Source organism: Streptomyces sp. NPDC040405, from assembly GCF_055595765.1.
The window spans coordinates 333,338-354,428 of record NZ_JBVIVI010000008.1; the positions used below are offsets into that span (position 1 = coordinate 333,338).

A 21,091-nucleotide genomic window follows, 5' to 3' on the forward strand; every position below is an offset into this window, starting at 1 on the left:
CCGGGCCGACAATCAGCGGCGATTATCGCGGGCCCTCGATCGCGCCGATGTCGGGTGCGCCGCGGTAGAGGGTTGTGCCCCGGTAGTCGCGGCCGCCGTTGTCGGGGGTGGCGGCTCCGGTGTCGATCAGGGGGGAGGCCGGACGGGGGGCGAAGGCCAGGCCGGTGCGCAGCCGCGGGCCGCTGGTGGGGGTGCCGTACGGGCCCGAAACGGCCGGGTTGACGAACAGCGGGTCCCCGGTGCGCGCGTGTGCGTCGGTGGCGGGTACCGGCAGCGGGGCGCCGCCGTAGAAGTTGCGGTCGTAGGTGATGGTCGGGCTGGTCGTCAGGGTCGCGTCGGCGACCCCCGAGGAGAACACGTTGTCGTGCAGGTTGTAGCGCGCGTTCAGTGAGGAGCCGTAGCCGTAGACGAGGTACTTGCTCGACGCGTTGTGCACCGTGTTGTTGTAGACCTCGGCCGACGCGGCCCTGTCCGAGTGCAGATACAGGGGATACCGCGAGTTTCCGTTCAGCACGTTGTACCGCACGACGACATCGCCGAAGGCGAACTGGCAGAGCAGGATCCCGTCGCCGTTGTCATGGGCGAAGTTGTACTGGATGACCACCCGCGTGGTGCCCTTGTCCGCGTCGATGCCGTTGGAGTCCGCGCCCCCGGCCTTCCGTTCCGTCCGGTACACCTCGTTGCGCTGGATCACCACGTCGTCGGCGTAGTACGCCTCGATGCCCGACGTTCCCGCCCGGTCGACCACATTGCGGTCGACCACCGCGCCGCGGACGTTGGTCAGATACATCGCGTTGCAGCCGTACGCGGTGCCGCCCTGGGAGACGTAGTTGTTCCGGATGGTGATGTCCGTATGCGGGGTGAACGTGGTGTCGGCCGCCGAGGTCCGGGTGCCCCAGCCGGTCGGCACGGCGACCGGATCGCCGTCGGCGTCCTTCAGATCGCCGGTGTACTGCTTCACGACGATGCCCGCGAACGAGGTGTTGCGCACCGTGGAGTTCTGCACCCGTACGTCGTGGAGCACGGTCGGATCGGCGGGCGGCGCGGTGACATCGGGAACCGTGGTGTCGAAGACGATGCCGCCGGTCTTCTTGGACCGGTCCCACCCGGTCTTGAAGCGCACGCCGGGGGCGTTGCCCGCGGTGTCGCCGCTGATCCAGTTCACCTCGCCCGTGACGTCGTGGACATCGACCCGGTCGATCACGAAGTGGTCCAGCTGCCGCGAGTCGTCCCCCGACACATGAATGCCGCGCAGATCGCGAAGATTCTCCCCGGGCGTCCCCGTGGCGGGCAGCGCGTTGCTGACGTCGAGGTCGCGGATCTCCCAGTACTCCTGGTTGAACAGCCGCACCGCGTCATCGACGGCGCCCTCCCCGAGGATCCGGGGCTTGGGCCCCGGACCGTAGCGCCCGATCGTGATGGGACGGTTCTTCTCGCCCGAGCCCTTCGGCCACAGCTGCCCCTTCCAGGAACCGCCTCCCTTCAGCAGGATGCGGTCACCGGGACGGAAGGCCGTCCGGCCGATCCGCTCCAGGCTGCGCCACGCCGCGCGGGTGCTGGTGCCGGACGCGTCGTCGTTCCCGGAGCGGGAGTCGACGTAATAGGTGGTGCCCACGGCCGAAGTGGTGGCCTGCCCAGGGGCGGAGGCGAGCGCGGGGGCGGGGAGCGCCGTGAGTGCGGCGGCGGCGCCGAGGGCGGCGGCCGTGAGCAGGCCGAGCGGCCGCCGACCGGGTCTGACGGATCGTCGTCCAGGAGTCATCACGCCATAGAAAGCGCTGTCATCAGTGGTGTCAAGGTGCGTGCCACGCGCCCGACTTGATGACGTAAAGCGCTTTCTCGCCTTCGGGCCGGGCCTTCACCGGCTCCAACTGCGCGGTAACGTACGAAAGTCCGCAATGACACCGGCCGAGTGCGGATGCGCCCATTTTTGGAAGAACGGCGAGGAACCTCATGTCGCACGAGATCAGCCCGGAGCCCATTCTGCAGGTGGGGCTCGGCTTCATGGCGTCCAAGACCCTGCTCACCGCCGTGGAACTCGACGTCTTCACCCGGCTCGCCCAAGGCCCTCGCGAAGGCGGCGAGCTGGCAGGGGCGCTGGGGCTGCATCCGCGCAGCGCGGCGGACTTCCTCGACGCGCTGGTCGCCCTGGGATTCCTGGAGAGAACGGGGAGCGAGTATCGCAACAGCGCCAGCGCCGACGCGTTCCTCGACCGGGAGAAGGACACCTACGTCGGCGGAGTCCTGGAGATGGCGAACAGCCGTCTCTATCCGTTCTGGGGATCGCTCACCGAGGCGTTGCGCACCGGAAAGCCGCAGAACGAGCAGAAGCACGGCGGAGACGCCTTCGGCGCCATCTATCACGACCAGGCCGGACTCGAACGATTCCTGCACGGCATGACCGGGCTCAGCATGGGAATGGCTCGGGTGATAGCCGAGAAATTTCCCTGGGCCGACTACCGGACGGTGCTCGACGTCGGCGGCGCCCAGGGCTGCGTCCCGGTGGCGGTCGCCCAGCGTCACCCCCACATCAGCGGCGGCGTCTACGAACTGCCCCGGGTGCGCCCGGCCTTCGACGCGTACGTGGCGTCCTTCGGCCTCGCCGACCGGCTCACCTTCCACGGCGGCGACTTCTTCGCGGGCGAACTGCCCACCGCGGATGTCCTCGTGCTGGGCCAGATCCTGCACGGCTGGGGCCTGGACGAGAAGCGGCTGCTGCTGAAGAAGGCGTACGACGCCCTGCCCGACGGGGGAGCGGTACTCGTCTACGACGCGATCATCGACGACGAGCGGCGGCACAACGCGTTCGGCTTGCTGGGCAGCCTGAACATGCTGATCGAATCCGTCGCCGGATTCGAATACACCGCCGCCGACGGCCGGTCCTGGATGGCGGAGGCGGGATTCGGCAGCATCCGGATCGAAGCCCTGATGGGCGGCTATTCCATGCTGGTCGGCATCAAATAGCGCCCCGGTGTCGGGCGCGATGCGGCCGGGGGCGGCCGGGCGCGGGGCCCTCGCCCGGGCGGGGCACGCCGACCGCGGGCGCTGACGCCGGACGCCCGCACTGCTCCGATAGAATGATCAAACTCACGACGAGCGCCCCCATCGCCCGCCCTTCACGGAGGACCATGCTATTCGGCGCGAAGAGTGACTTACTCACCCAATATCTAGCAAATCGGCTGACCAATTGATACCTAAAGCATCGCGGGTGTTTTCGCGAATAGACTCAGGAATGACTTTCGCCGCATGGCGCCGACCGCGGGTGATGCTGTGGGCCGCGGCAGGTGTGGCGCTCCTCGGCTTCCTCGTCGCGCTGGAGATCACCGCGCGTCGCTACGGTCTGCCGGGGCCGATCACCAGCCAGGCGCAAGAAGTGGTGGTCGCCCCCAAGTCGGGCTTCCTGCTGTACGCCGGTATGGCGTTGATGATGGTGGTTCTCACCTGGCGCCAGCGCTTCATCGCGGTGGGGGTCGCGATCGGCATCGACATCGTCTTCTTCCTGGTGCGGTGGGCGATCGACGCGAAGGTGACCGACGGCCACCCCTTCGGAAACGGCGCATTGTGGGTGATTCTGGGCTATGCGGTCATCGCCGTCACGCGCCGCACGGGCCGGGAACGCGTCCTGCTGCTGAAGGGCGTCGGGCTGGGCCTGGTGCTGGTGGCGGGCCGTAAGACCGGCGACACCTGGCTGCTCATCACGGCGAAGACCCGCCCGGTAGTGCTCGACCCGTACCTGGCGACCGCCGACCACGCGCTGGGCAACCCGTCGTGGCTGGCGGGCCGGATAGTCGAGGCCGCCGGACCGGTCGGCGCCCATGTTCTCGACTACGTCTATATCCAGCTTCCGGTGGCCGCGGTCATCGTCGCGCTGTACCAGCTGCGTCACGTGGCGGCCGAGCGTCGCTTCCCGGGCCACCATCTGGTGCGCACCTTCCTGGCCATCGGCCTCCTCGGGCCGGCCGTCTACATGATCTTCCCGGTGGTCGGACCGGTCTTCGCCTACGGAACCGGTGCCTTCGGTACCGGCGGAGAGCACTGGGCGCTGGCCAACCTGTGGCCGCACACGCCGCCGCCGCTCAACCCTCCGCACCCGTTCGCGTACGACAACGTCACCCCGCGCAACTGCATGCCCAGCCTGCACACGGCATGGGCTACCGCGATCTTCATCCATTCCCGCAAGGGGCCGCGAATTCTGCGATTCGCGGGCACGTTCTGGCTGGTTGCCACGCTCAGCGCGACCCTGGGATTCGGCTACCACTACGGCGTGGACCTCATCGCCGGTGTGGTGTTCGCGCTCACGATCGAGGGGGCGCTGCGCTCGATCGAACATGGCTGGGACCGGTCGGGAGTCCAGTTGGTCGCCCACGGTACGGCGGTCTTCGCCGCGCTCCTGGTGTCCTATCGCTATCTGCCGATGGAGATGGCGAAACATCCGTGGGTGTTCGGACCGCTTCTTCTGCTGGCGATGCTCTCAGTGGTTCTCGGCTATGTACGGGCCACCAGCCTCTGGGAACCGAAGATCACACCGGGGCCGCAACTGGAACCGCAGCCCGAACCGGTGTGAGTGCGGTGACGATGAGGATTTCTAGAAGCGGTAGCGCAGAATGCGGCCCACGTCCTTGAAGCCGGGCAGGTGGGCCATCACCTTCATGCTCACCCTGCCCGAGGTGGGCATCGCCTCCATGCCCGGCATGTCGACGCTGCGGACCGCGTCCATCAGCGTCAGCCCGTCGTGCCAGCCCTCGACCTCACGCGGGTCGTCCAGGCCCCAGTGCAGGGTGGCGCCCGCGTTGCGCACCGCCGGAACCATCTTCTGGAGGCGGATGCCCAGTGACCCGTAGACGTCGAAGAGCAGCTGGCCGCTGGGGAACCGGTCGGTGATCCGCTGGATGAGGCGCTTGCCCTCCTCCTTGCGCAGATACATCGTCAGCCCTTCGAAGACGGCCACGGTCGGCCGGTCGTCGGGCACCTCGCGGAGCCACGCCTCCTCGGTCACCGAGGAGGCGACCATCTCGTAGCTCCCCGACGGCTGGGGAAGCAGCTGCCGACGCAGCTCGATGACGTCGGGGTAGTCGACGTCGAGCCAGCGCACCGACGACGACGGGTCGAGCCGGTGGACCCGGGTGTCCAGCCCGCACGCCAGATGCAGCACCGTCGCCTTCTGGTGCTCGGCCAGGAACGCGGAGGTCCAGTCGTCGAGCTGCTTGGCCCGGAGCGCGATGCCGACCGCGGTGGTCTCCGTCATGCCCGTCTTGCCGAAGTCGTAGGCGACGCGCTCCACCGCCTCCTGGGCCGTGTGATCCCCCAGGACGGAGTGCGGTGAACGGCTGTCCACCGCCCTCCCGTACAGCGTGGCGAGCATCGTCTCCTGCGTACCGCTGAGAGTGATCTTTTCGCGATCCATGGTTCCTCGGTCGAGTGCGGGGGTACCGACGGCCATTTCCGGTGATTCCTCCGGGATGGGCGGAATCCGTGATGCGTACCGTCCCACGAGTACCCGGACCGAGGCGACCACGCCGTGGGCCATTCGTGTCCTTCACGCCGTAATCCGGGCCCGGCGGCTGCCGACGACGACCGAAAACGGCGGTCGGCCGTGAGCGTGTGCGGGCCGAGCCGGGATCAGCCCTGCGCGAGCCACAGATCGGGGCCGAAGACCTCGTAGTGGATGGCCGACGGCCGCACGCCGCGCTCCAGCAGCTGGGTGCGGACCGACCGCATGAACCCCAGCGGCCCGCAGAGATAGGCATGGACGCCGTCGGGGATCTCGATGCCGGACAGGTCCAACCGGCCGGTGCGCTCGGCCGGTCGGCCGTCCTCCGGCTGCTCGTACCAGACGTGCGCGGAGCCTTGGGCGAGCTTGGTGACCAGCCGTTCCTGATCGGCGCGCAGCGCGTGACCGTCGGGGGAGCGGTCGGCGTGGACCGTGATGACCGGGGCCTGGTGCCCCCGGTCGGCCAGGTCCTCCAGCATCGCGACGATCGGCGTGCAGCCGATACCGGCCGACGCCAGCAGCAGCGGTGTGTCCTCCGGGCCGAGCACGAGGTCGCCGTACGGGGCGGACACGCTGATCACATCGCCCTCCCGGAGGTGCTCGTGCAGATGCCCCGAGACCTCGCCGTCCGGCCCCGTGCCGCCGCGCACATGCTTGACGGTGATGGAGCGTACCGTGGCTCCCGGCGGGTTGGTCAGGCTGTACTGGCGTATCTGGCGCGCCCCGTCGGCCAGTTCGACCTGGACCGATACGTACTGGCCCGCCTTGAAGGCCGGTGCCGGGCGGCCGTCCGCGGGCCGCAGCCGGAAGGTGACGACGTCCGCGGTCTCCTGGACCCGCTCGATCACCTCCCACGGGCGCCAGGTGCCGCCCGCCAGGACCCCCTGCTCGGCGTACAGCCGCCGCTCGATCTCGATGAGCGCGTTCGCCATCAGCCAGTAGACCTCGTCCCAGGCGGCCGCGACCTCCTCGGTGACCGCGTCCCCGAGCACCTCCGCTATCGCGGCCGACAGATGACGGTGCACGAGCGGGTACTGGGCGGGGCTCACCCCGAGCGAGGCGTGCTTGTGCGCGATCCGGCTCAGCATCGCGTCGGGCCGGACCTCCGGGCGCTCCACCAAGGCGGTGGCGAACGCGGCCACGGCACCGGCGAGGGCCTGCCGCTGGACACCCGCGGCCTGGTTCCCCCGGTTGAACATGTGCCGCAGCAGCTCCGGGTGGGCCTCGAAGAGCTTCCGGTAGAACAGGTCGGTGATGGACCCGATGGCCGCGCCGACGGCGGGCAGGGTGGCACGGACGGTGTCAGCGGACTTCTGGGAGAGCATCACCGGCTCCTAAATGGTACGTAGGATTCGTATTCAACGGCGCGAAGAAACCCGGCGCGGCGAGCGTCGGCGCACCGGCGCGGGCGGACCCGGCCGGCGCTCCCGGCGGGGTCACCGGTCCGCCCCCGGGCCTCGGCCCACCAGCCCGAGCAGGACGGGCCCGGTGGGGGAGGCGACCAGATCGGTGACCGTCAGCGGGTCGAGCGAGGAGAAGAACGCCTCCTGTGCCTGCCGCAGCGCCATCCGAAGTCGGCAGCCCTGCCGGAGCGGGCATGGGGTGTCGCCCTCGCAGTCGACCACCTCATCTGCCCCTTCGAGCTCCCGGACCAGTTGGCCGACCGACGCGGTACGGCCGGTCTCGGTGAGCACCAGCCCGCCGCCGCGCCCCCGTCGCGTCTCGATGAGGCCGAGGTGCTGCAGACGGGCGGCCACCTTCGCCAAGTGGCTGTACTGCACCCGCATCTCCCCGGCGATCTGCCGTGCGGTGCACGGCTCGGCTCCGGCGACCGCCAGTCGCATGACGGCGCGGAGGGCCAGGTCGGTTGATTTCGTCAGCCGCATGACGTCAGGTTAGATAATGCGAATCTGAGATGCAATTTATCGGGGCGGGGTGCGCAGCGCACGCGTCACGGACCAGGCCACCGACACCATGGGCACGGCCACGATCGCGCCGACCACCCCCGCCACGATGCTTCCGGAGATCACCGAGATGGCCACCACCACCGGGTGCAGCCGTACCGCCCAGCTCATCACCAGCGGATGCAGCACATGCCCTTCGATCTGCCCGACCACGACGATGAGCACGAGCACCACCGCCGCGATGACCGGCCCCCGCCCCGCCAGGGCCACCACCGTGGCCACGGCCAGCGCGATCGGTGAGCCGATCAGCGGGATGAAGGTGGCGAAGAACACCAGCAGGGTCAGCGGCAGGGCCAGCGGCACCCGCAGCAGCAACAGGGCCAGGCCCACCAGAACCGCGTTGGCCGCCGCCACCACGATGATCCCCCGGGTGTACCCGGCGAAGGTGCTCCAGGCCGCCCGGCCCGCCCGGTCCCACGGGGAGCGGGCCGCCACCGGAAGCTGCTCGCGGAACCACCGCCACATCCCGTCGCCGGAATGCACGAAGAACAGCGAGCAGAACAGCGCCAGCACCGCCGCCGTCAGCGCCTCCACGACCCGGCCCGCACTGCTGAGCGCCCGGCTGATGAGCGTGGCGCGATGGGCCGAGACGAACGAGCTGATCCTGTCGTGCAGCCCGGTCAGCGTGCGGTGCCGGACATGGAACGGCGGCCCCTCCAGCCAGCGCGTGATCCGGCCGATCCCGCCGCGGAACTCGCCCAGGAGTCTGCCCGCCTCACCCGCCGCCGCATTGCCCACCAGCGCCAGCAGCCCCAGCACCACCAGCAGGCTCCCGAACACCGCCAGCGCCACCGCGAGCGGCCGCGGCAGTCCGCGCGCCAGTACGTCGGCCAACGGCCGCAGCAGCGCCGTGCCCACCAGCGCCAGGAACACCGCGACCGCCACCAGCTGAAAGCGCCCCAGCACGGTGAACGCCAGATAGACCGCCACCCCGACGGCCAGCAGCCGCCACGCGTACGCGGCGGCCAGCCGGAGCCCGGGATGCACCCGGTCGCCCGCGCCGTCCGCACCGCCCGCCCCGCGCCCGGTCCGCCTCCGCGCCGCAGCCCCCGTGCCCTGGCGCGGACGGCCGCCGCGCCGGGTGCCCGGACGCAGCCTGCCCTCCCGCCTCTGCGTCCGCTCCGGCGGAGGGGGAGACTCGCTGCTCACGCCGGTGCCACCACCCTCCGCGCCCCGGTCCCGCGTCCGGTCCGGCGCTCCGTCCCGCTCGACGGGGCGGGATGACCGTTCTTCCCGTTATATCCCTGATGGGATGATTCAATCAGGGCGGCCGGGCGCTCGCCTGATCACGCCTCCGCCCGGCTGTTGCGGTGTTCCCCCCCAGCCCCGGTGAACTCCATAATCGATCACCACGGTGCCTCATCCGCCGACCGCCCTCCGCACCGCAGCAAGGAGTTGCCGTGACGTACGACATCACCGCCATCCGCGCGCAGTTTCCCGCCCTGACGGCCGGTTCGGCCCACTTCGACGGCCCCGGCGGTACGCAGACCCCCGTACCCGTCATCGAGGCCATCACCGACGCACTGGCGCACCCGCTGGCCAACCGGGGCCGCACCACCGCGGGGGAGCGCAACGCCGAGGCGATCGTCGCGGCGGCCCGCCAGGCGATGGCCGACCTGCTCGGCGCGGACCCCACCGCGGTCGTCTTCGGCCGCAGCGCCACCCAACTGGCCTACGACTTCTCCCGTACGCTCGCCGCGACATGGTCGCCGGGCGACGAGATCGTGGTCACCCGCCTGGACCACGACTCCAACGTCCGCCCCTGGGTCCAGGCCGCGGACCGGGCCGGGGCCACCGTGCGCTGGGCCGACTTCGACCCGGCGACGGGCGAGCTGACCCCCGACGACATCAGTGCCGTCCTGAGCGACCGCACCCGGCTGGTCGCCGTCACCGCCGCCTCGAACCTCATCGGCACCCGCCCGGCGATACCGGAGATCGCCCGGCGCACCCACGACGCCGGGGCGCTGCTGTACGTCGACGGCGTGCACTACACCGCCCACTCCCTCGTCGACCTCGACCTGCTCGGCGCGGACTTCTTCACCTGCTCCCCGTACAAGTTCCTCGGCCCCCACCTCGGCGTCCTGGCGAGCCGCCCCGAACTCCTGGAAACCCTGCACCCCGACAAGCTGCTCCCCTCCCCGAACGCCATCCCCGAGCGGTTCGAGCTGGGCACCCTGCCGTACGAATTCCTCGCCGGGACCCGCGCCGCCGTCGACTTCCTCGCCCGCCTCGACCCACAGGCGCGCGGCAGCCGCCGCGAACGCCTGGCATCGGCGTACGCGGCCCTCGAAGAACACGAGGACGCGCTGCGGCTGCGCATCGACAAGGGGCTGGCCGCCCTCGGCCCGATCACGGTCCACTCCCGCGCCGCGGACCGCACCCCCACCCTCCTGCTGACCATCGAAGGGCGCGACACCACCGACGCCTACCGCCACCTGGCCGGCCGCGGCGTGAACGCACCCTCCGGATCCTTCTATGCGATCGAGACCTCCCGCAGGCTGGGCCTCGGCGACACCGGCGGACTCCGCGTCGGGCTGGCCCCGTACACCAGCACCGAGGACGTGGACCGGCTGCTGGAAGCCCTGTCGGACTTCCTGTCGTCAGACCGCGCCTAGCGCACGGAAGACGGCGCCGAGCCGGATAAGGCACCGCGTCCGGCGGCGCGCGGCTGGCACCCTCCCTCCATGGAACACACCGAAGTGCTCGTCATCGGAGGACGCGCGGGCGTCGGCAAGACGACGGTCGGCTGGGAGGTATCGGCACAGCTGCGCGCCGCGTCGGTGCCCCACGCGATCATGGAGGGAGACTTCATGGCCCAAGTGCACCCGGCCCCCGAGGACGACCCTCACCGCAGGAAGATCGCCGAACGCAACCTGACGGCCTTCTGGGCCAACTACGCCGAACTCGGCCACCGGCGCCTCGTCTACACGAACACCGTGAGCGTGCTGCCCGCGACCACGGACATGATCGAGCGCGCCACCGCGCCCTGCGCCCGGATCGTACGCGTCCTGCTCACCGCCTCGGACGCCACGACGGAGGAGCGGCTGACGGGCCGGGAAATCGGCTCGGAACTGGAGCACGAGCTGCGCGGCAGCGCCCGCAAGGCCCGTCTCCTGGACGAGCAGGCCCCCGCGGACACCCTGCGCGTGGCCACCGACGGACGGCTGGTGGTGGACATCGCACGGGAGCTGGTGGCCGCCACCGGCTGGGCCGACGGCGCGTAGCGACACCTCCCACCGGGGCGGCACCGGTCCCCTGTGCCCCCGTACACAACGGTCGGATCCCGCGCCCCGCCCGGCTAGGCTCAGCCGTGTGGTGTGATCACGCACTTGGAGGGAAGGCGCGGAGGACGTGAGGGACGGTCAGGAATCCATACGGGCGAAGCCCCCGATGCGCGCCGACGCCCGCCGGAACCAGCAGCGCATCCTGGACGCTGCCCGCGCGATGTTCAGCGAGCACGGCACCGCCGCGCCCCTGGACGACATCGCCCGCCGCGCCGGCGTCAGCATCGCCACGCTCTACCGCCGCTTCCCCGACCGCGCCGCACTCTGCCGACAGGTGGCCGTCGAGGGCTACGAAACCGTGCTGACCGAAGCGCGGGCCGCACTGGAAGTCGCCGAGGAGGGCGGTCCGGACGCCCCGCTCCGGGCCGTCGAACGCTTCCTGACCGGCATGGTCGAACAGCGCTCCCGCCTCGTCCTCCCGCTGTTCGGCGGCCCGGCCTTCCACGACGAGGAAGCCACCATCCTGCGCCACCGCGTCACCGGGTGCCTGGAGGCGGTGCTCGCCCGCGGCCGGGAGCGCGGCGCCGTGCGCGGCGACGTCAACTCCATCGACCTGCTGATGGCCGCCGCCATGATCAGCCGCCCCCTCCCCAACACCCCGCCCGAGTGGCTTGACATCACCGCCCGCCGCCACATCGCCGTCCACCTCGACGGCCTCCGCCCCGGCGCCACCCACCACCTCCCCGGCCCGGGCCCGGGCCACCCGGAACCGGAGCACGCCTTCAGCCGGGAGGCACCGACCGCGGCCGAGAGCCCGGGCGGCGCGCATCACCTGTGACGACGCACGACAACGGACCGTGGCCCCCACCCGAAGGGCGAGGGCCACGGTCCGTTGGCGTGCGGGTCCGTCAGGTGCGGTACGCGTAGTAGAGCGAGTTCGGGTTGGAGGCGATGATGCTCGCCACCGACTTCCGGTACGTGTTGACCGAGTGGTAGGTCATGTACGGGACGCCGCTGGAGGAGCGGTACGTGACCATCATGGTGTGGTCCTTGGACCCGTCCCGGTCGAAGTCCATCTGCATGACGTCGCCGACACCCATGTAGTACACGTTGGCCAGGTTGGTCGCCCGCTTGGCGTCCAGCGTGAACCACGACCACTCATTGGCGCCCACCCACGAGGTCGCCTGGGTGGAGGTGTCGTACCACCAGGTGCGGTAGTCCTGCCCGTCGCCCGGCGCGTGCTTCCACCCGCCCGCCTTCAGGGCCTGGCTGATGAAGTTGGTGCAGTCGCCTCCGGCCTCGTTGAACTTCCGGTAGGCGGGGTTGTAGTTGCTCCAGTACTTCTCCGCGTACGTGGCCATCGCCGTGTAGTTGTACGCCCCCGCGGGCTTGCTCACCGACTGGGACGGCTTCGACGTGGCCGCCGGAGTCGCGCTGGGCAGCGCCGCCGCCTTGACTGCCACCGTGGCGGGCTCGTTGATGGCCCTGGGCCCGTCGTCGGTGGGCCTGATGCCCGTCAGCTCCCACTTCCCGCCGGTCCCGGCGGTGAAGCTCAGCTCGTGGTGGGCCTCGAAGCGGGTGTTCGCGGGCTCGTCCCCGCGGATCTTCTTGTACGTCAGCGTTGTGGTCTCCGTGGCCTGGACGGTCGCATGCCCGTCCGCGACACGGGTCTTGCCCACGCTGACCTTGGTGTCGGCCTTCGTGTACGCCTCGCCCAGCGCGGCCAGCCGCGCCTTGCGGGTGCGCAGCGTGGACAGCGCCGAGTTCTGGGTCCGCGTCCACCCGGCCGACAGCCGCGCCTTCTTGGTGGCCGGTGCCGCCGTACGCCGCGCCTGCTGCCCGTCCAGCAGTGCCGCCGTACGCTCGGTGAGCACCGCGTCGGCCAACTGCCCGAAGGACGTGGCGGTCGCCCCGTCCACCACACCCGTCTGCGCCGCACTCGCGGCCGAGGCGGGCAGTGCCACGGCCGACAGCGCCACCGTCAGTGCCGCCCCGACAGCGGATCTGAAGGTCATTGATTTCACGATGGTTTCCCCTCCGCGTCCCGGGCCGGATCCGTCCCGGGGGGTCGGATCCTTGCATATGCGCCGCTTCTTTGGTGATTTTGTGCGCAGAATGCGAAGTGGTATCCACGGGTCCTTCACCTACGGCATAATGCACACTTTCGTAGACTGGCCCCTGTGCAGCAGCCTGAAGAGCAGCCGTTGTCCGGTGGCAATGTCAGCGACGGCGTCGTGCGCGTCGGCGATACAGTCCGCCGCCCCGCGGGGCCGTGGGCCCCGGCGGTGCACGCCCTCCTGACGCACCTCCACGAGGCGGGCTTCCGCGCGGCGCCTCGTCCGCTGGGGATCGATGAGCAGGGGCGGGAGGTGCTGACCTTCGTGCCGGGCCAGGTGGTGTGACCCGACCGGTTCGCCCTGCTGGAGCCCGCGCGAGGGCTGGCCCGTGTCGCACGTATGATCCGGGAATTCCATGACGCGGTACAGGACTTCACGCCGCCGCCGGACGCCCGCTGGCAGGTGCTCATCCCCGCCGAGGGGGCCGACATCATCGCCCATCAGGATCTGGCGCCGTGGAACCTGGTGGTCGGCGGCGAGGACGAGTGGGCCTTCATCGACTGGGACACCGCCGCCCCGGGCTCCCGCCTGTGGGATGTCGCCTATGCCCTGCACGGCTTCGTCCCGCTGTCCGCGCACCCCGAGTGGCAGCGCACCGACGCCGCGGACCGGGTGCGGATCTTCGCCGACGCCTATGGGCTCGACGAAGCCGAGCGCCGTGACCTGGTACCGCTGCTGGGCCGCCGCACCCGCGCCATGCACGACTTCCTGCGCGACCAGGCGGCCCTGGGCCATCAGCCCTGGGCAACCCTGTGGCGGGAAGGCCACGGCGACGCCTGGCGCGGCGACGCGGAATACATCGAGCGGCGAGCGGAACAGTGGGCGCACGCGCTGCTCACCGGCTGAGAGCCGACGCCCACGGCGTCTGAGGTCTCGGCGGGGTCTCGCGGGATCGCGTCGCGTCGCGTGTCTCCCCGGTGTGGAGCAGGGTAGGTAGTGAGCCGACCGTACACACGTCGGGCGGACATACACGCGCCGCCCGCTTCGGGAGGTAATCGAATTGAACCCCGCTGGCCAGGACACACCCCGTGACGAGAAGGAATTCACCCGGTCCGGGCCGCACTTCTCCGACCGGATCACGGCCGACGGCCGGGACGGCTGGCCGGTCGAGGCCGGGCGCTACCGGCTGGTCGTCTGCCGGGCCTGCCCCTGGGCCAGCCGGGCGCTGATCTCGCGACGGCTGCTCGGCCTGGAGTCGGCCCTGTCGCTGGCGGTCACGGACCCGATCCAGGACGAGCGGAGCTGGCGCTTCACCCTGGACGAGGGGGATCGGGACCCGGTGCTGGGCATCGCGTTCCTGAGCGAGGCGTACGACGCCCGCGAGAAGGAGTACCCGGGGGGCGTGAGCGTGCCCGCGATCGTCGACGTCCCCAGCGGCAGCCTGGTCACCAACGACTTCCAGCGCATCACCCTCGACCTCGCCACCGAGTGGACCGCGCTGCACCGGCAGGGGGCGCCGGACCTGTACCCCGAGAAGCACCGCGACGAGATCGACGAGGTGATGGAGGGGGTCTACCTCGATGTGAACAACGGCGTCTACCAGGCCGGTTTCGCCACCCATCAGCAGGCGTACGAGGACGCCTACCGGCCCCTCTTCGCCCGTCTGGACCGGCTGTCGGAACGTCTGGCCACGCGGCGTTATCTGGTGGGCGACACCCTCACCGAGGCCGACATCCGGCTGTTCACCACGCTCGTGCGCTTCGACGCCGTCTACCACGGCCACTTCAAGTGCAACCGCAACAAGCTGAGCGAGGACCGGGTGCTGTGGGGTTACGTACGCGACCTCTTCCAGACGCCCGGATTCGGCGACACCGTGGACTTCGACCACATCAAGCGGCACTACTACCAGGTGCACACCAGCGTCAATCCCACGGGCATCGTCCCGCTCGGCCCCGACCTCTCCGGCTGGTCCACCCCGCACGGACGCGAGGAACTGGGCGGGCGCCCGTTCGGCGACGGCACCCCTCCCGGCCCGGTGCCGCCCGGTGAGGCGGTCCCGGAGGCGGGTCGCGCCCGTTGACCTACGCCGCGGCGGTGTCGGCGGCGGTGTCCGCCGCCGTCAGCCCGAAGACGAGGGCTGACGCGATGCCACCCGCGTAGGCGCGGTGCCACAGCCCGCCGGTGTCCGACCCGGCGGCCAGGAGTCCCGGCAGCGGTTCCCCGCTTTCCGCCAGGACCCGGGCGCGGTCGTCGATGCGCACTCCGTGGAACGGGAAGGTGATGGCCGGTACCGTCTCGATGACGTAGTAGGGGGGTTCGTCCAGCGCCCGAGCATCCAGCTCTCGGCCGGGCGCCGCGGCGAGCCCCGCCGAGACGCGCTCGTTGAACCGCTCGACGCCGTCGCGGATGGCGTCGCCGCGGTACCCCCATTCCTCGGGCAGGAAGGCCAGTTCGTCGAGGTCCTCGGCCAGTCCTGTGCGGCCGCCCCGCTTGGTGGCCAGCGCGAACTTGTCGACGGCGACCGCGCCGTCGACGTAGGAGCCGACGATCCAGTCGCGGAAGACCCGGGCATCGGCGATGAGCAGACCCCGGCTCTCCGGCTGTTCCAGCAGTGCCATGGTGGTGAGGTGGTCGCCCAGCGTCTCGTCCACGAAGCGCTCGTTGCGCAGGTTGAACAGGAGCGCGTGCTCGCTGTAGTACAGCGACAGGTCGACGAAGTCCACCGGGTCGGCGAAGGGGACGCCGCTCGGAATGAGGTGGCCGTAGAAGCCCGCGTCGGCGTGGCCGGTGGCCGCGCCGACGCCGGTGGCCAGACGGTAGCCACCCCCGCGGCTGTGGGGGTTGGAGCGGAGCTCCATGCGGTCCGCGTGCGGGTGCACATGCGCGGCGCGGAGCGCGGGGTCGCCCTGGAATCCTCCGGTCGCGAGGAGGGTGGCGCGGGCGCCGACCTTCGTGCGTGTGCCGTCGGACGACCTGAGCAGGGCACCCACGACGGCACCGCCCTCGGTCAGCAGGTGTTCGGTGTGCGTGGCGAGCAGCATCCGGCCACCGCCGTCGAGGATGAGCCGACGGCAGGTGTCGAGGTAGTGGTTGGTGTCGAATTGGTGTCCGCGGCCGAAGCTGAGAATGCGCTGCGCGTCGTTGACCTGCACCCCGACCGAGCGGATCCATGACACGCCCTCGGCGAACCGGTCCACGAGGGCGCGCTTCAGCGCGAGGTCTCCTCGTGGATTGTGCCGGTCCATGATCTCGTGACTCGGGGCGGTCCACGCGTATCCGGCGAAGCGGGCCGAGCCGCCGACGTCCGTGCTGGTGTCCACGACCGCCACGGACAGGCCGTCGCGGGTCGCGCGGGCACCGGCGGTCAGCCCCGCCATGCCCGCCCCGATGATGAGCAGATCGACGACTTCTGCGTCCACGCGCCTCTCCTCTGGTCCGGTCAGCACAGTAAAACCGAATCCAATTCACATCTCAAGGCTGAGGTCTTGCCGGTGCCGGGACCGACGCGGTAAGAGAGGTGAAGTCAGTTCAAAGCACGGCGGTGTGTGCCGTCACCGATGTGGTGCGGCGGCACGGCAGGCTCGATCTTGTGGTGCCGCCTGAGAGTCAGACCTCTGAACTCAATTCAGCTCACTCTCTCCGCCTCCGTCGTCACTTCCCGGATTATCCGAGAAATCCCTACCTAAGGCTAGCTGTACTGAGTTCAGTTCTGTAGCGTCCCCGGCGTCGGCACGGCCCGGATCCGTGCCGTTCGAAAGGAGAGCCGGATCATGAGCACCACCGAGCAGCCAGCCCCGCCGGGGGCGGCGTCATCGCCGTACGATCCCCGCACAGTGCGCCGCGCGATGCTCGCCGGAAGCATCGGCACTTTGATCGAGTACTACGATTTCAGCGTCTACGGCTATCTCGCCGTGGTGATCGCTCCTCAGTTCTTCCCGAGCGACGATCCGACGGCCTCGGTGCTGGCGGCGCTCGCGGTGCTGGCCACCGGCCTTGTGGTGCGGCCGCTCGGCGGCATCTTCTTCGGACGGCTCGGCGACCGGTGGGGCCGCCGCAAGGCGCTGGTCTCCTCCGTGCTGTGCATGGGGGTGGCCAGCAGCGTCACAGGGCTGCTGCCGACCTATGACCAGATCGGTGTGCTCGCCGCGGTGCTGCTGTTCCTCACCCGGATGGTGCAGGGTATCTCCTCGGGCGGCGAGTCGGTCGGTGCGTACACCTACATCTACGAGTCGGCGCCGCCGCAGCGCAGGGCGTTCCTCGGTGCCGTCACGCCCATCGGGTCCAACCTCGGATTCATGTTCGCGGCCGCCACGGCCGGGGCGATTTCGGCCCTCACCACCTCGGGCCAGATGTCCGACTGGGGGTGGCGGCTGCCCTTCCTGATGGCGGTGCCGCTCACCCTGATCTGCCTGTGGGCCCGGCTGCGGATCGAGGACACCCCGGAGTTCGAGGAGGCGGCGCGGCGCGCCGACATCCCCGTCGCGCCGGTCCGGGAGGTGCTGTCCACCCACCGCACCGCCCTTCTGCAGTCCATCGGCCTGGCCATGGCGCAGGGCGGCGCCATCTTCCTGGGGCTGACGTACATCGGCATCTACCTGACCACGAACCTGGGGTACGACTCCACGCACGTGTTCTGGCTGACCGCGGGGGTCGTGCTCGTGACGGTGCTGCTCATGGTGCCGGCCGGCTGGCTCGCCGCCCGGTTCGGCTGCCGTCGCGTGCTGCTGGCCGGGCTGCTGGGCTTCCTGGTGACCGCCTACCCCGCGATGTCGCTCATGGGCGGGCACAACCTGACCGTGGCGGGTCTGGCCTATCTGCTCTTCATGGTGAGCAGCGCGTTCGTGCAGGTCCCGGCGGCCAGCCTGTGGCCGCATCTCTTCGAACGCCGGGTCCGGTACACCGGTATGGCGATCGGGTACAACATCGGCACCGTCCTCGCGGGCGGTACGGCTCCCTACATCGCGGCGTTCCTGGTCCAGCGGACGGGGAATCTGCTCTCCCCGTCGTTCTTCGTGATGGCGGTCTGCCTGATCGGGATCGGTGCCCTGTTCACCGTCCGCAAGGACGTGTAGCGGTGTGAGCGGCTGGCGGGGCGTACCGGCGGCGCTGGCCGCCGGTCACCCACCGGCCTCGTCCGCCGCGTGGTCGTGACCGCCGATGCCGATGGTCTGGCCGCCGTCGATGAGGAACTCCCCGCCCGTGGTGTACGAGGCGTCGTCGGAGGCGAGGAAGAGCACCATGCGGGTGACCTCGTCGGGCTCGCCCATGCGGGGAACGGGCTGATGGGCGAACAGCGCGGGTGAGACGTGCTCAGCCATGGGCGTGCGGATGACGCCCGGATGTACGGAGTTGACGCGCACCCCCGTACCCGCCATGTCCAGCGCGGCGGCCTTGGTCATCCCTCGTACCCCCCACTTGCTCGCCACATAGCCGACGCTGTTCGCGAAACCCGTCATGCCGGTGGCGGAGGAGAGGTTGACGACCGCCCCGTGGCCGCGGTCGCGCATGCCGGGGAGGACGGTGTGCATGCCGAGGAAGGCGCCCACCAGGTTGACGTCGAGGATCTGGCGGAACTGCTCGGGCGACTGCTCCTCCACGCCACCGAAGTGAATGATCCCGGCGTTGTTGACCAGGACGTCCACGGGGCCGAGGGTGTCCTCGACCGTGTGGGCGACGGACCGCCACCGCGTTTCGTCGGTGACGTCGAGGTGGCAGTACCGCGCCGCGTGGCCGAGCTCGCGGGCCAGTGCCTCGCCCTCGTCGTCCAGCAGGTCGCAGATGGCGACCCGGGCCCCTTCCGCGGCCAGTCCGCGGACATGTGAGGCGCCCATGCCCCGGGCCCCGCCGGTGACGATCGCGACCTTTCCGTCGAAGCGCATCCGGAGCTTCCCTTCCGTAGCCGTGAACAAGAACCCTCGCGCAGCGTGTGAGCGTGGTCAGTCGGGGACGAGCACGGCCCGCCCCCGCACCCGGCCCCGGCGCAGCCGGTCGATCGCCTCCGGCGCGGCGGACAGCGGGAAGCGCTCCGTCTCGACGTGCAGCGCTCCCGCGCGTGCCAGCGCGACCACCTCGGCGAGCTGGGGGCGGGTTCCCCAGAAGGGCAGGGAGAGCCTGAAGCCGGGCGGGAGGGCGCCCCGCTTGGAGACCGTGAGGTGGCCGCCTCCGCTGCCGACGACGGCGAGTTCGCCACCGGGCCGCAGGACGCCGACGGCGAGGTCCAGCGTTTCCTCGGTGCCGACGAAGTCGAGCACGGCGTCCGCCCCCGTGCCGCCGCCGCGCGTCCTCAGCACCCGGGCGGTGTCCGCCCGCATCAGGGTGCCGAAGTCCGCGCCGGAGCGGTCCGCGAGGGCCAGGGCCTCGTCCCGGACATCGACCGCCAGCACGCGGCTCGCCGTGGTGGCGCGCAGGATCTGCACCGCCAGATGACCGAGCCCGCCGATGCCGATGACGACGGCGGTGGTGCCCTCCGTAAGCGCGTGCCGGAGCCCGGCCACGGCGTGGTACGAGGTCAGACCGGCGTCCGAGAGCGGGGCCGTCTGCTCGGCCGGCAGATCTCCGGACGGCACCAGGTGGCGGGCGGACGGGACGAGTACGTACTCGGCCATTCCGCCGTCCCGGCCCAGGCCCGCGCCGTGCCAGGGGAGGGTGTCACGCCGGTCGCAGTAGTTGTCCCACCCCGCGGCGCAGCGGCCGCAGGTGCCGCAGCCCCACGGTCCGTAGAGCACCACGCGCTCGCCCGTCGCCACCCCGTCCGCGTCGGGCCCCAGGGCCGCGACCCGCCCGGCGACCTCGTGGCCGAGCGTGAACGGCAGCCGGTACGGGAGCGTCCCCGGAGCCGCGTCGATGACGTGCAGATCGGAGTGGCACAGCCCGGTGGCTTCGACCCGCACCAGGACCTGAGCGCCCTGGGGGACGGGCCGCTCGACATCGACCGCTGCCGGGGGTTCGCCCCACGCCATCAGCCGCAGTGCCCTCATCGTCACCGTCCCAGGTCTTGTCGTGCCGCGGCCGCCACGGTAACAGAGATGAAGTGAGTTCAATAGATGAACGGAGGGCGGGCCGGTGCGCGGAGGTCTTGCCCGGTCGTGATTCCCTGCCTACGGTCATGAATCGAGTTCACTTCTTACATCCGATCCCGTCGTACGAGCACGATGGAGCACCCATGCACCCTCGCCACCCCGAAATCGCCCCCCATCTGCTGTCCGAAACGGACGAACAGCGCCAGCTCCGAACCGTCCTGCGGGATCTCTGCACCGAAGCGAGCGGCCCCGAGGACGTCCGCAAACATCTGGCCACGCCGCGCGGATACGACGAAGCGCTCTGGGCGCGACTCGCGGGCGAGATCGGCGTCCACGGGCTGGCCGTTCCCGAGGAGTACGGCGGGTCGGGCTTCACCTTCGCCGAACTGTCGGTCGCCCTGGAGGAAACCGGGCGGGCCCTGTGCGGCGCCCCGCTGCTGTCCACGGTGGTCCTGGCCGCGCACGCCCTGCTGTCCAGCGGTGACCGCGCGGCATGCGAGCGCCATCTGCCCCGGATCGCCGACGGCACGCTGACCGCGACCGTGGCCGGGTTCGGCGACCGCGAGCCCGGGGTCGCCGCCGAGCGCGGGAGCGCCGGTTGGGTGCTGCGCGGGCGGACGGACTTCGTGCTCGACGGGTCCGGCGCGGAACTGATCCTGGTGCGGGCGGCCACCCCCGGCGGACCCCGGCTGTTCGCCTGTGAGCCGGACCCCGGCACCTGTCGGCGCACGGCGCGCCGCGTCCTGGACGAGACCCGCCGCCAGGCGCTGCTGGAGTTCCGGGGAGCACCGGCCACCCCCGTGGGCGCGGCGGAGGACGCCGAGGCCACGGTCGCGGTGACGCTGGACGCCGGGCGGGCCGCGCTGGCGGCCGAACAGGTCGGCGGCAGCGGTCACGCGCTGGATGCCACGGTCGAGTTCGTGGCCCAGCGCCACCAGTTCGGGCGCCCCATCGGTTCCTTCCAGGCCGTGAAGCACCGGCTGGCCGATGTGCTGGTCGCGCTGGAAGCGGCGCGCTCGGCATCCGCGTACGCGACGGCCTGCGCCGCCGTCGACCCGTCGCAGCTGCCGGTGGCCGCCTGCGCCGCCGCCGTTGTCTGCTCCGAGACCTTCCGCCTGGCCACGGCCGAGTACGTCCAGCTGCACGGCGGAATCGGCTTCACCTGGGAGCACCCGGCCCATCTGTATGTGCGCCGCGCCCGTAGTAGCGAGGTGCTCTTCGGTACCGCGGACCAGCACCGGACGCGGCTCGCCGGGCTCGCCGGACTGGCCCTTGAACCATGTTCGGTTTGATCGTCGCGCTTCCTGGCTCGATCAAGGGGTTGACAGCGCGGCCTCCT

General features: G+C 70.7%; 19 protein-coding genes. 10 read left to right on the forward strand and 9 right to left on the reverse strand.

Annotated features, from left to right (window positions below; genetic code table 11):
- Positions 1 to 22: 22 nt before the first annotated feature.
- Positions 23 to 1,759: a right-handed parallel beta-helix repeat-containing protein gene (locus tag ACZ59A_RS30530; RefSeq protein ID WP_470965108.1), complete on the reverse strand. Its 1,737-nt coding sequence runs from the start codon at positions 1,757 to 1,759 to the stop codon at positions 23 to 25.
- A gap of 191 nt (positions 1,760 to 1,950) precedes the next feature.
- Here ACZ59A_RS30530 and ACZ59A_RS30535 point away from each other — a divergent pair, with 191 nt between their 5' ends.
- Positions 1,951 to 2,961, forward strand: a complete 1,011-nt coding sequence (locus tag ACZ59A_RS30535) for a methyltransferase (RefSeq protein ID WP_470965111.1) — start codon at positions 1,951 to 1,953, stop codon at positions 2,959 to 2,961.
- Positions 2,962 to 3,262: 301 nt separating this feature from the next.
- The gene (locus ACZ59A_RS30540; RefSeq protein ID WP_470965113.1) at positions 3,263 to 4,561 is read left to right on the forward strand and encodes a phosphatase PAP2 family protein; all 1,299 of its coding nucleotides are present in this window, start codon (positions 3,263 to 3,265) and stop codon (positions 4,559 to 4,561) included.
- A 21-nt stretch (positions 4,562 to 4,582) separates the two neighbouring features.
- On the opposite strand, the gene ACZ59A_RS30545 is transcribed toward ACZ59A_RS30540, so the two are convergent.
- The 4 genes from ACZ59A_RS30545 to ACZ59A_RS30560 all read right to left on the reverse strand — a co-directional run bounded on the left by ACZ59A_RS30545 (position 4,583) and on the right by ACZ59A_RS30560 (position 8,601).
- Positions 4,583 to 5,401 (reverse strand): class I SAM-dependent methyltransferase, encoded by an 819-nt coding sequence (locus ACZ59A_RS30545; protein ID WP_470965116.1) that lies wholly within the window; start codon positions 5,399 to 5,401, stop codon positions 4,583 to 4,585.
- 215 nt (positions 5,402 to 5,616) lie between these two features.
- Positions 5,617 to 6,813 carry a globin domain-containing protein gene (locus tag ACZ59A_RS30550; RefSeq protein ID WP_470965118.1) on the reverse strand — a complete coding sequence of 399 codons (1,197 nt, stop codon included), beginning with the start codon at positions 6,811 to 6,813 and terminating at the stop codon, positions 5,617 to 5,619.
- 111 nt (positions 6,814 to 6,924) lie between these two features.
- Entirely contained in the window at positions 6,925 to 7,374 is a 450-nt protein-coding gene (locus tag ACZ59A_RS30555; RefSeq protein WP_470965120.1) for an RrF2 family transcriptional regulator, read from the reverse strand.
- A 36-nt stretch (positions 7,375 to 7,410) separates the two neighbouring features.
- Positions 7,411 to 8,601, reverse strand: coding sequence for an AI-2E family transporter (locus ACZ59A_RS30560; RefSeq protein WP_470965123.1), 1,191 nt, complete (start codon positions 8,599 to 8,601; stop codon positions 7,411 to 7,413).
- Between the two features lie 251 nt (positions 8,602 to 8,852).
- Between ACZ59A_RS30560 and ACZ59A_RS30565 the strand changes: the two genes are divergently transcribed.
- From ACZ59A_RS30565 to ACZ59A_RS30575, 3 genes are all read left to right on the forward strand, one after another.
- Complete coding sequence (locus tag ACZ59A_RS30565; RefSeq protein ID WP_470965126.1) at positions 8,853 to 10,067, forward strand: cysteine desulfurase-like protein; 1,215 nt, start codon at positions 8,853 to 8,855, stop codon at positions 10,065 to 10,067.
- A 69-nt stretch (positions 10,068 to 10,136) separates the two neighbouring features.
- Positions 10,137 to 10,676 carry a nucleoside/nucleotide kinase family protein gene (locus tag ACZ59A_RS30570; RefSeq protein ID WP_470965129.1) on the forward strand — a complete coding sequence of 180 codons (540 nt, stop codon included), beginning with the start codon at positions 10,137 to 10,139 and terminating at the stop codon, positions 10,674 to 10,676.
- Positions 10,677 to 10,803: 127 nt separating this feature from the next.
- Positions 10,804 to 11,514: a TetR/AcrR family transcriptional regulator gene (locus ACZ59A_RS30575; protein ID WP_470965132.1), complete on the forward strand. Its 711-nt coding sequence runs from the start codon at positions 10,804 to 10,806 to the stop codon at positions 11,512 to 11,514.
- A gap of 70 nt (positions 11,515 to 11,584) precedes the next feature.
- On the opposite strand, the gene ACZ59A_RS30580 is transcribed toward ACZ59A_RS30575, so the two are convergent.
- Positions 11,585 to 12,691: an amidase domain-containing protein gene (locus tag ACZ59A_RS30580; protein WP_470965135.1), complete on the reverse strand. Its 1,107-nt coding sequence runs from the start codon at positions 12,689 to 12,691 to the stop codon at positions 11,585 to 11,587.
- 165 nt (positions 12,692 to 12,856) lie between these two features.
- Between ACZ59A_RS30580 and ACZ59A_RS30585 the strand changes: the two genes are divergently transcribed.
- The 3 genes from ACZ59A_RS30585 to ACZ59A_RS30595 all read left to right on the forward strand — a co-directional run bounded on the left by ACZ59A_RS30585 (position 12,857) and on the right by ACZ59A_RS30595 (position 14,813).
- Positions 12,857 to 13,078 (forward strand): hypothetical protein, encoded by a 222-nt coding sequence (locus ACZ59A_RS30585; protein WP_470965138.1) that lies wholly within the window; start codon positions 12,857 to 12,859, stop codon positions 13,076 to 13,078.
- Between the two features lie 54 nt (positions 13,079 to 13,132).
- Positions 13,133 to 13,639, forward strand: a complete 507-nt coding sequence (locus tag ACZ59A_RS30590; RefSeq protein ID WP_470965141.1) for a phosphotransferase — start codon at positions 13,133 to 13,135, stop codon at positions 13,637 to 13,639.
- Positions 13,640 to 13,793: 154 nt separating this feature from the next.
- Positions 13,794 to 14,813 carry a glutathione S-transferase family protein gene (locus tag ACZ59A_RS30595; protein WP_470965145.1) on the forward strand — a complete coding sequence of 340 codons (1,020 nt, stop codon included), beginning with the start codon at positions 13,794 to 13,796 and terminating at the stop codon, positions 14,811 to 14,813.
- A 1-nt stretch (position 14,814) separates the two neighbouring features.
- On the opposite strand, the gene ACZ59A_RS30600 is transcribed toward ACZ59A_RS30595, so the two are convergent.
- Positions 14,815 to 16,152, reverse strand: a complete 1,338-nt coding sequence (locus ACZ59A_RS30600) for an FAD-dependent oxidoreductase (RefSeq protein WP_470965148.1) — start codon at positions 16,150 to 16,152, stop codon at positions 14,815 to 14,817.
- A gap of 351 nt (positions 16,153 to 16,503) precedes the next feature.
- On the opposite strand from ACZ59A_RS30600, the gene ACZ59A_RS30605 reads away from it, so the two are divergent.
- Entirely contained in the window at positions 16,504 to 17,805 is a 1,302-nt protein-coding gene (locus tag ACZ59A_RS30605) for an MFS transporter (protein WP_470965151.1), read from the forward strand.
- A gap of 45 nt (positions 17,806 to 17,850) precedes the next feature.
- Here ACZ59A_RS30605 and ACZ59A_RS30610 read toward each other — a convergent pair whose 3' ends face one another.
- A complete protein-coding gene (locus tag ACZ59A_RS30610; protein WP_470965153.1) occupies positions 17,851 to 18,612 on the reverse strand; it encodes an SDR family oxidoreductase in 762 nt (253 codons plus the stop codon).
- A 57-nt stretch (positions 18,613 to 18,669) separates the two neighbouring features.
- Positions 18,670 to 19,710, reverse strand: a complete 1,041-nt coding sequence (locus ACZ59A_RS30615) for an NAD(P)-dependent alcohol dehydrogenase (protein WP_470965588.1) — start codon at positions 19,708 to 19,710, stop codon at positions 18,670 to 18,672.
- 185 nt (positions 19,711 to 19,895) lie between these two features.
- On the opposite strand from ACZ59A_RS30615, the gene ACZ59A_RS30620 reads away from it, so the two are divergent.
- Entirely contained in the window at positions 19,896 to 21,044 is a 1,149-nt protein-coding gene (locus ACZ59A_RS30620; RefSeq protein WP_470965155.1) for an acyl-CoA dehydrogenase family protein, read from the forward strand.
- Positions 21,045 to 21,091 lie beyond the last annotated feature (47 nt).

Bases quoted from the DNA above. Each gene is read 5' to 3' on its own strand.
- ACZ59A_RS30615 (WP_470965588.1), bottom strand. From the start codon at position 19,710: ATGAGGGCACTGCGGCTGATGGCGTGGGGCGAACCCCCGGCAGCGGTC.
- ACZ59A_RS30555 (WP_470965120.1), bottom strand. From the start codon at position 7,374: ATGCGGCTGACGAAATCAACCGACCTGGCCCTCCGCGCCGTCATGCGA.
- ACZ59A_RS30590 (WP_470965141.1), top strand. From the start codon at position 13,133: ATGATCCGGGAATTCCATGACGCGGTACAGGACTTCACGCCGCCGCCG.
- ACZ59A_RS30620 (WP_470965155.1), top strand. From the start codon at position 19,896: ATGCACCCTCGCCACCCCGAAATCGCCCCCCATCTGCTGTCCGAAACG.
- ACZ59A_RS30545 (WP_470965116.1), bottom strand. From the start codon at position 5,401: ATGGATCGCGAAAAGATCACTCTCAGCGGTACGCAGGAGACGATGCTC.
- ACZ59A_RS30570 (WP_470965129.1), top strand. From the start codon at position 10,137: ATGGAACACACCGAAGTGCTCGTCATCGGAGGACGCGCGGGCGTCGGC.
- ACZ59A_RS30550 (WP_470965118.1), bottom strand. From the start codon at position 6,813: ATGCTCTCCCAGAAGTCCGCTGACACCGTCCGTGCCACCCTGCCCGCC.
- ACZ59A_RS30580 (WP_470965135.1), bottom strand. From the start codon at position 12,691: ATGACCTTCAGATCCGCTGTCGGGGCGGCACTGACGGTGGCGCTGTCG.
- ACZ59A_RS30605 (WP_470965151.1), top strand. From the start codon at position 16,504: ATGAGCACCACCGAGCAGCCAGCCCCGCCGGGGGCGGCGTCATCGCCG.
- ACZ59A_RS30610 (WP_470965153.1), bottom strand. From the start codon at position 18,612: ATGCGCTTCGACGGAAAGGTCGCGATCGTCACCGGCGGGGCCCGGGGC.
- ACZ59A_RS30535 (WP_470965111.1), top strand. From the start codon at position 1,951: ATGTCGCACGAGATCAGCCCGGAGCCCATTCTGCAGGTGGGGCTCGGC.
- ACZ59A_RS30540 (WP_470965113.1), top strand. From the start codon at position 3,263: ATGCTGTGGGCCGCGGCAGGTGTGGCGCTCCTCGGCTTCCTCGTCGCG.
- ACZ59A_RS30530 (WP_470965108.1), bottom strand. From the start codon at position 1,759: ATGACTCCTGGACGACGATCCGTCAGACCCGGTCGGCGGCCGCTCGGC.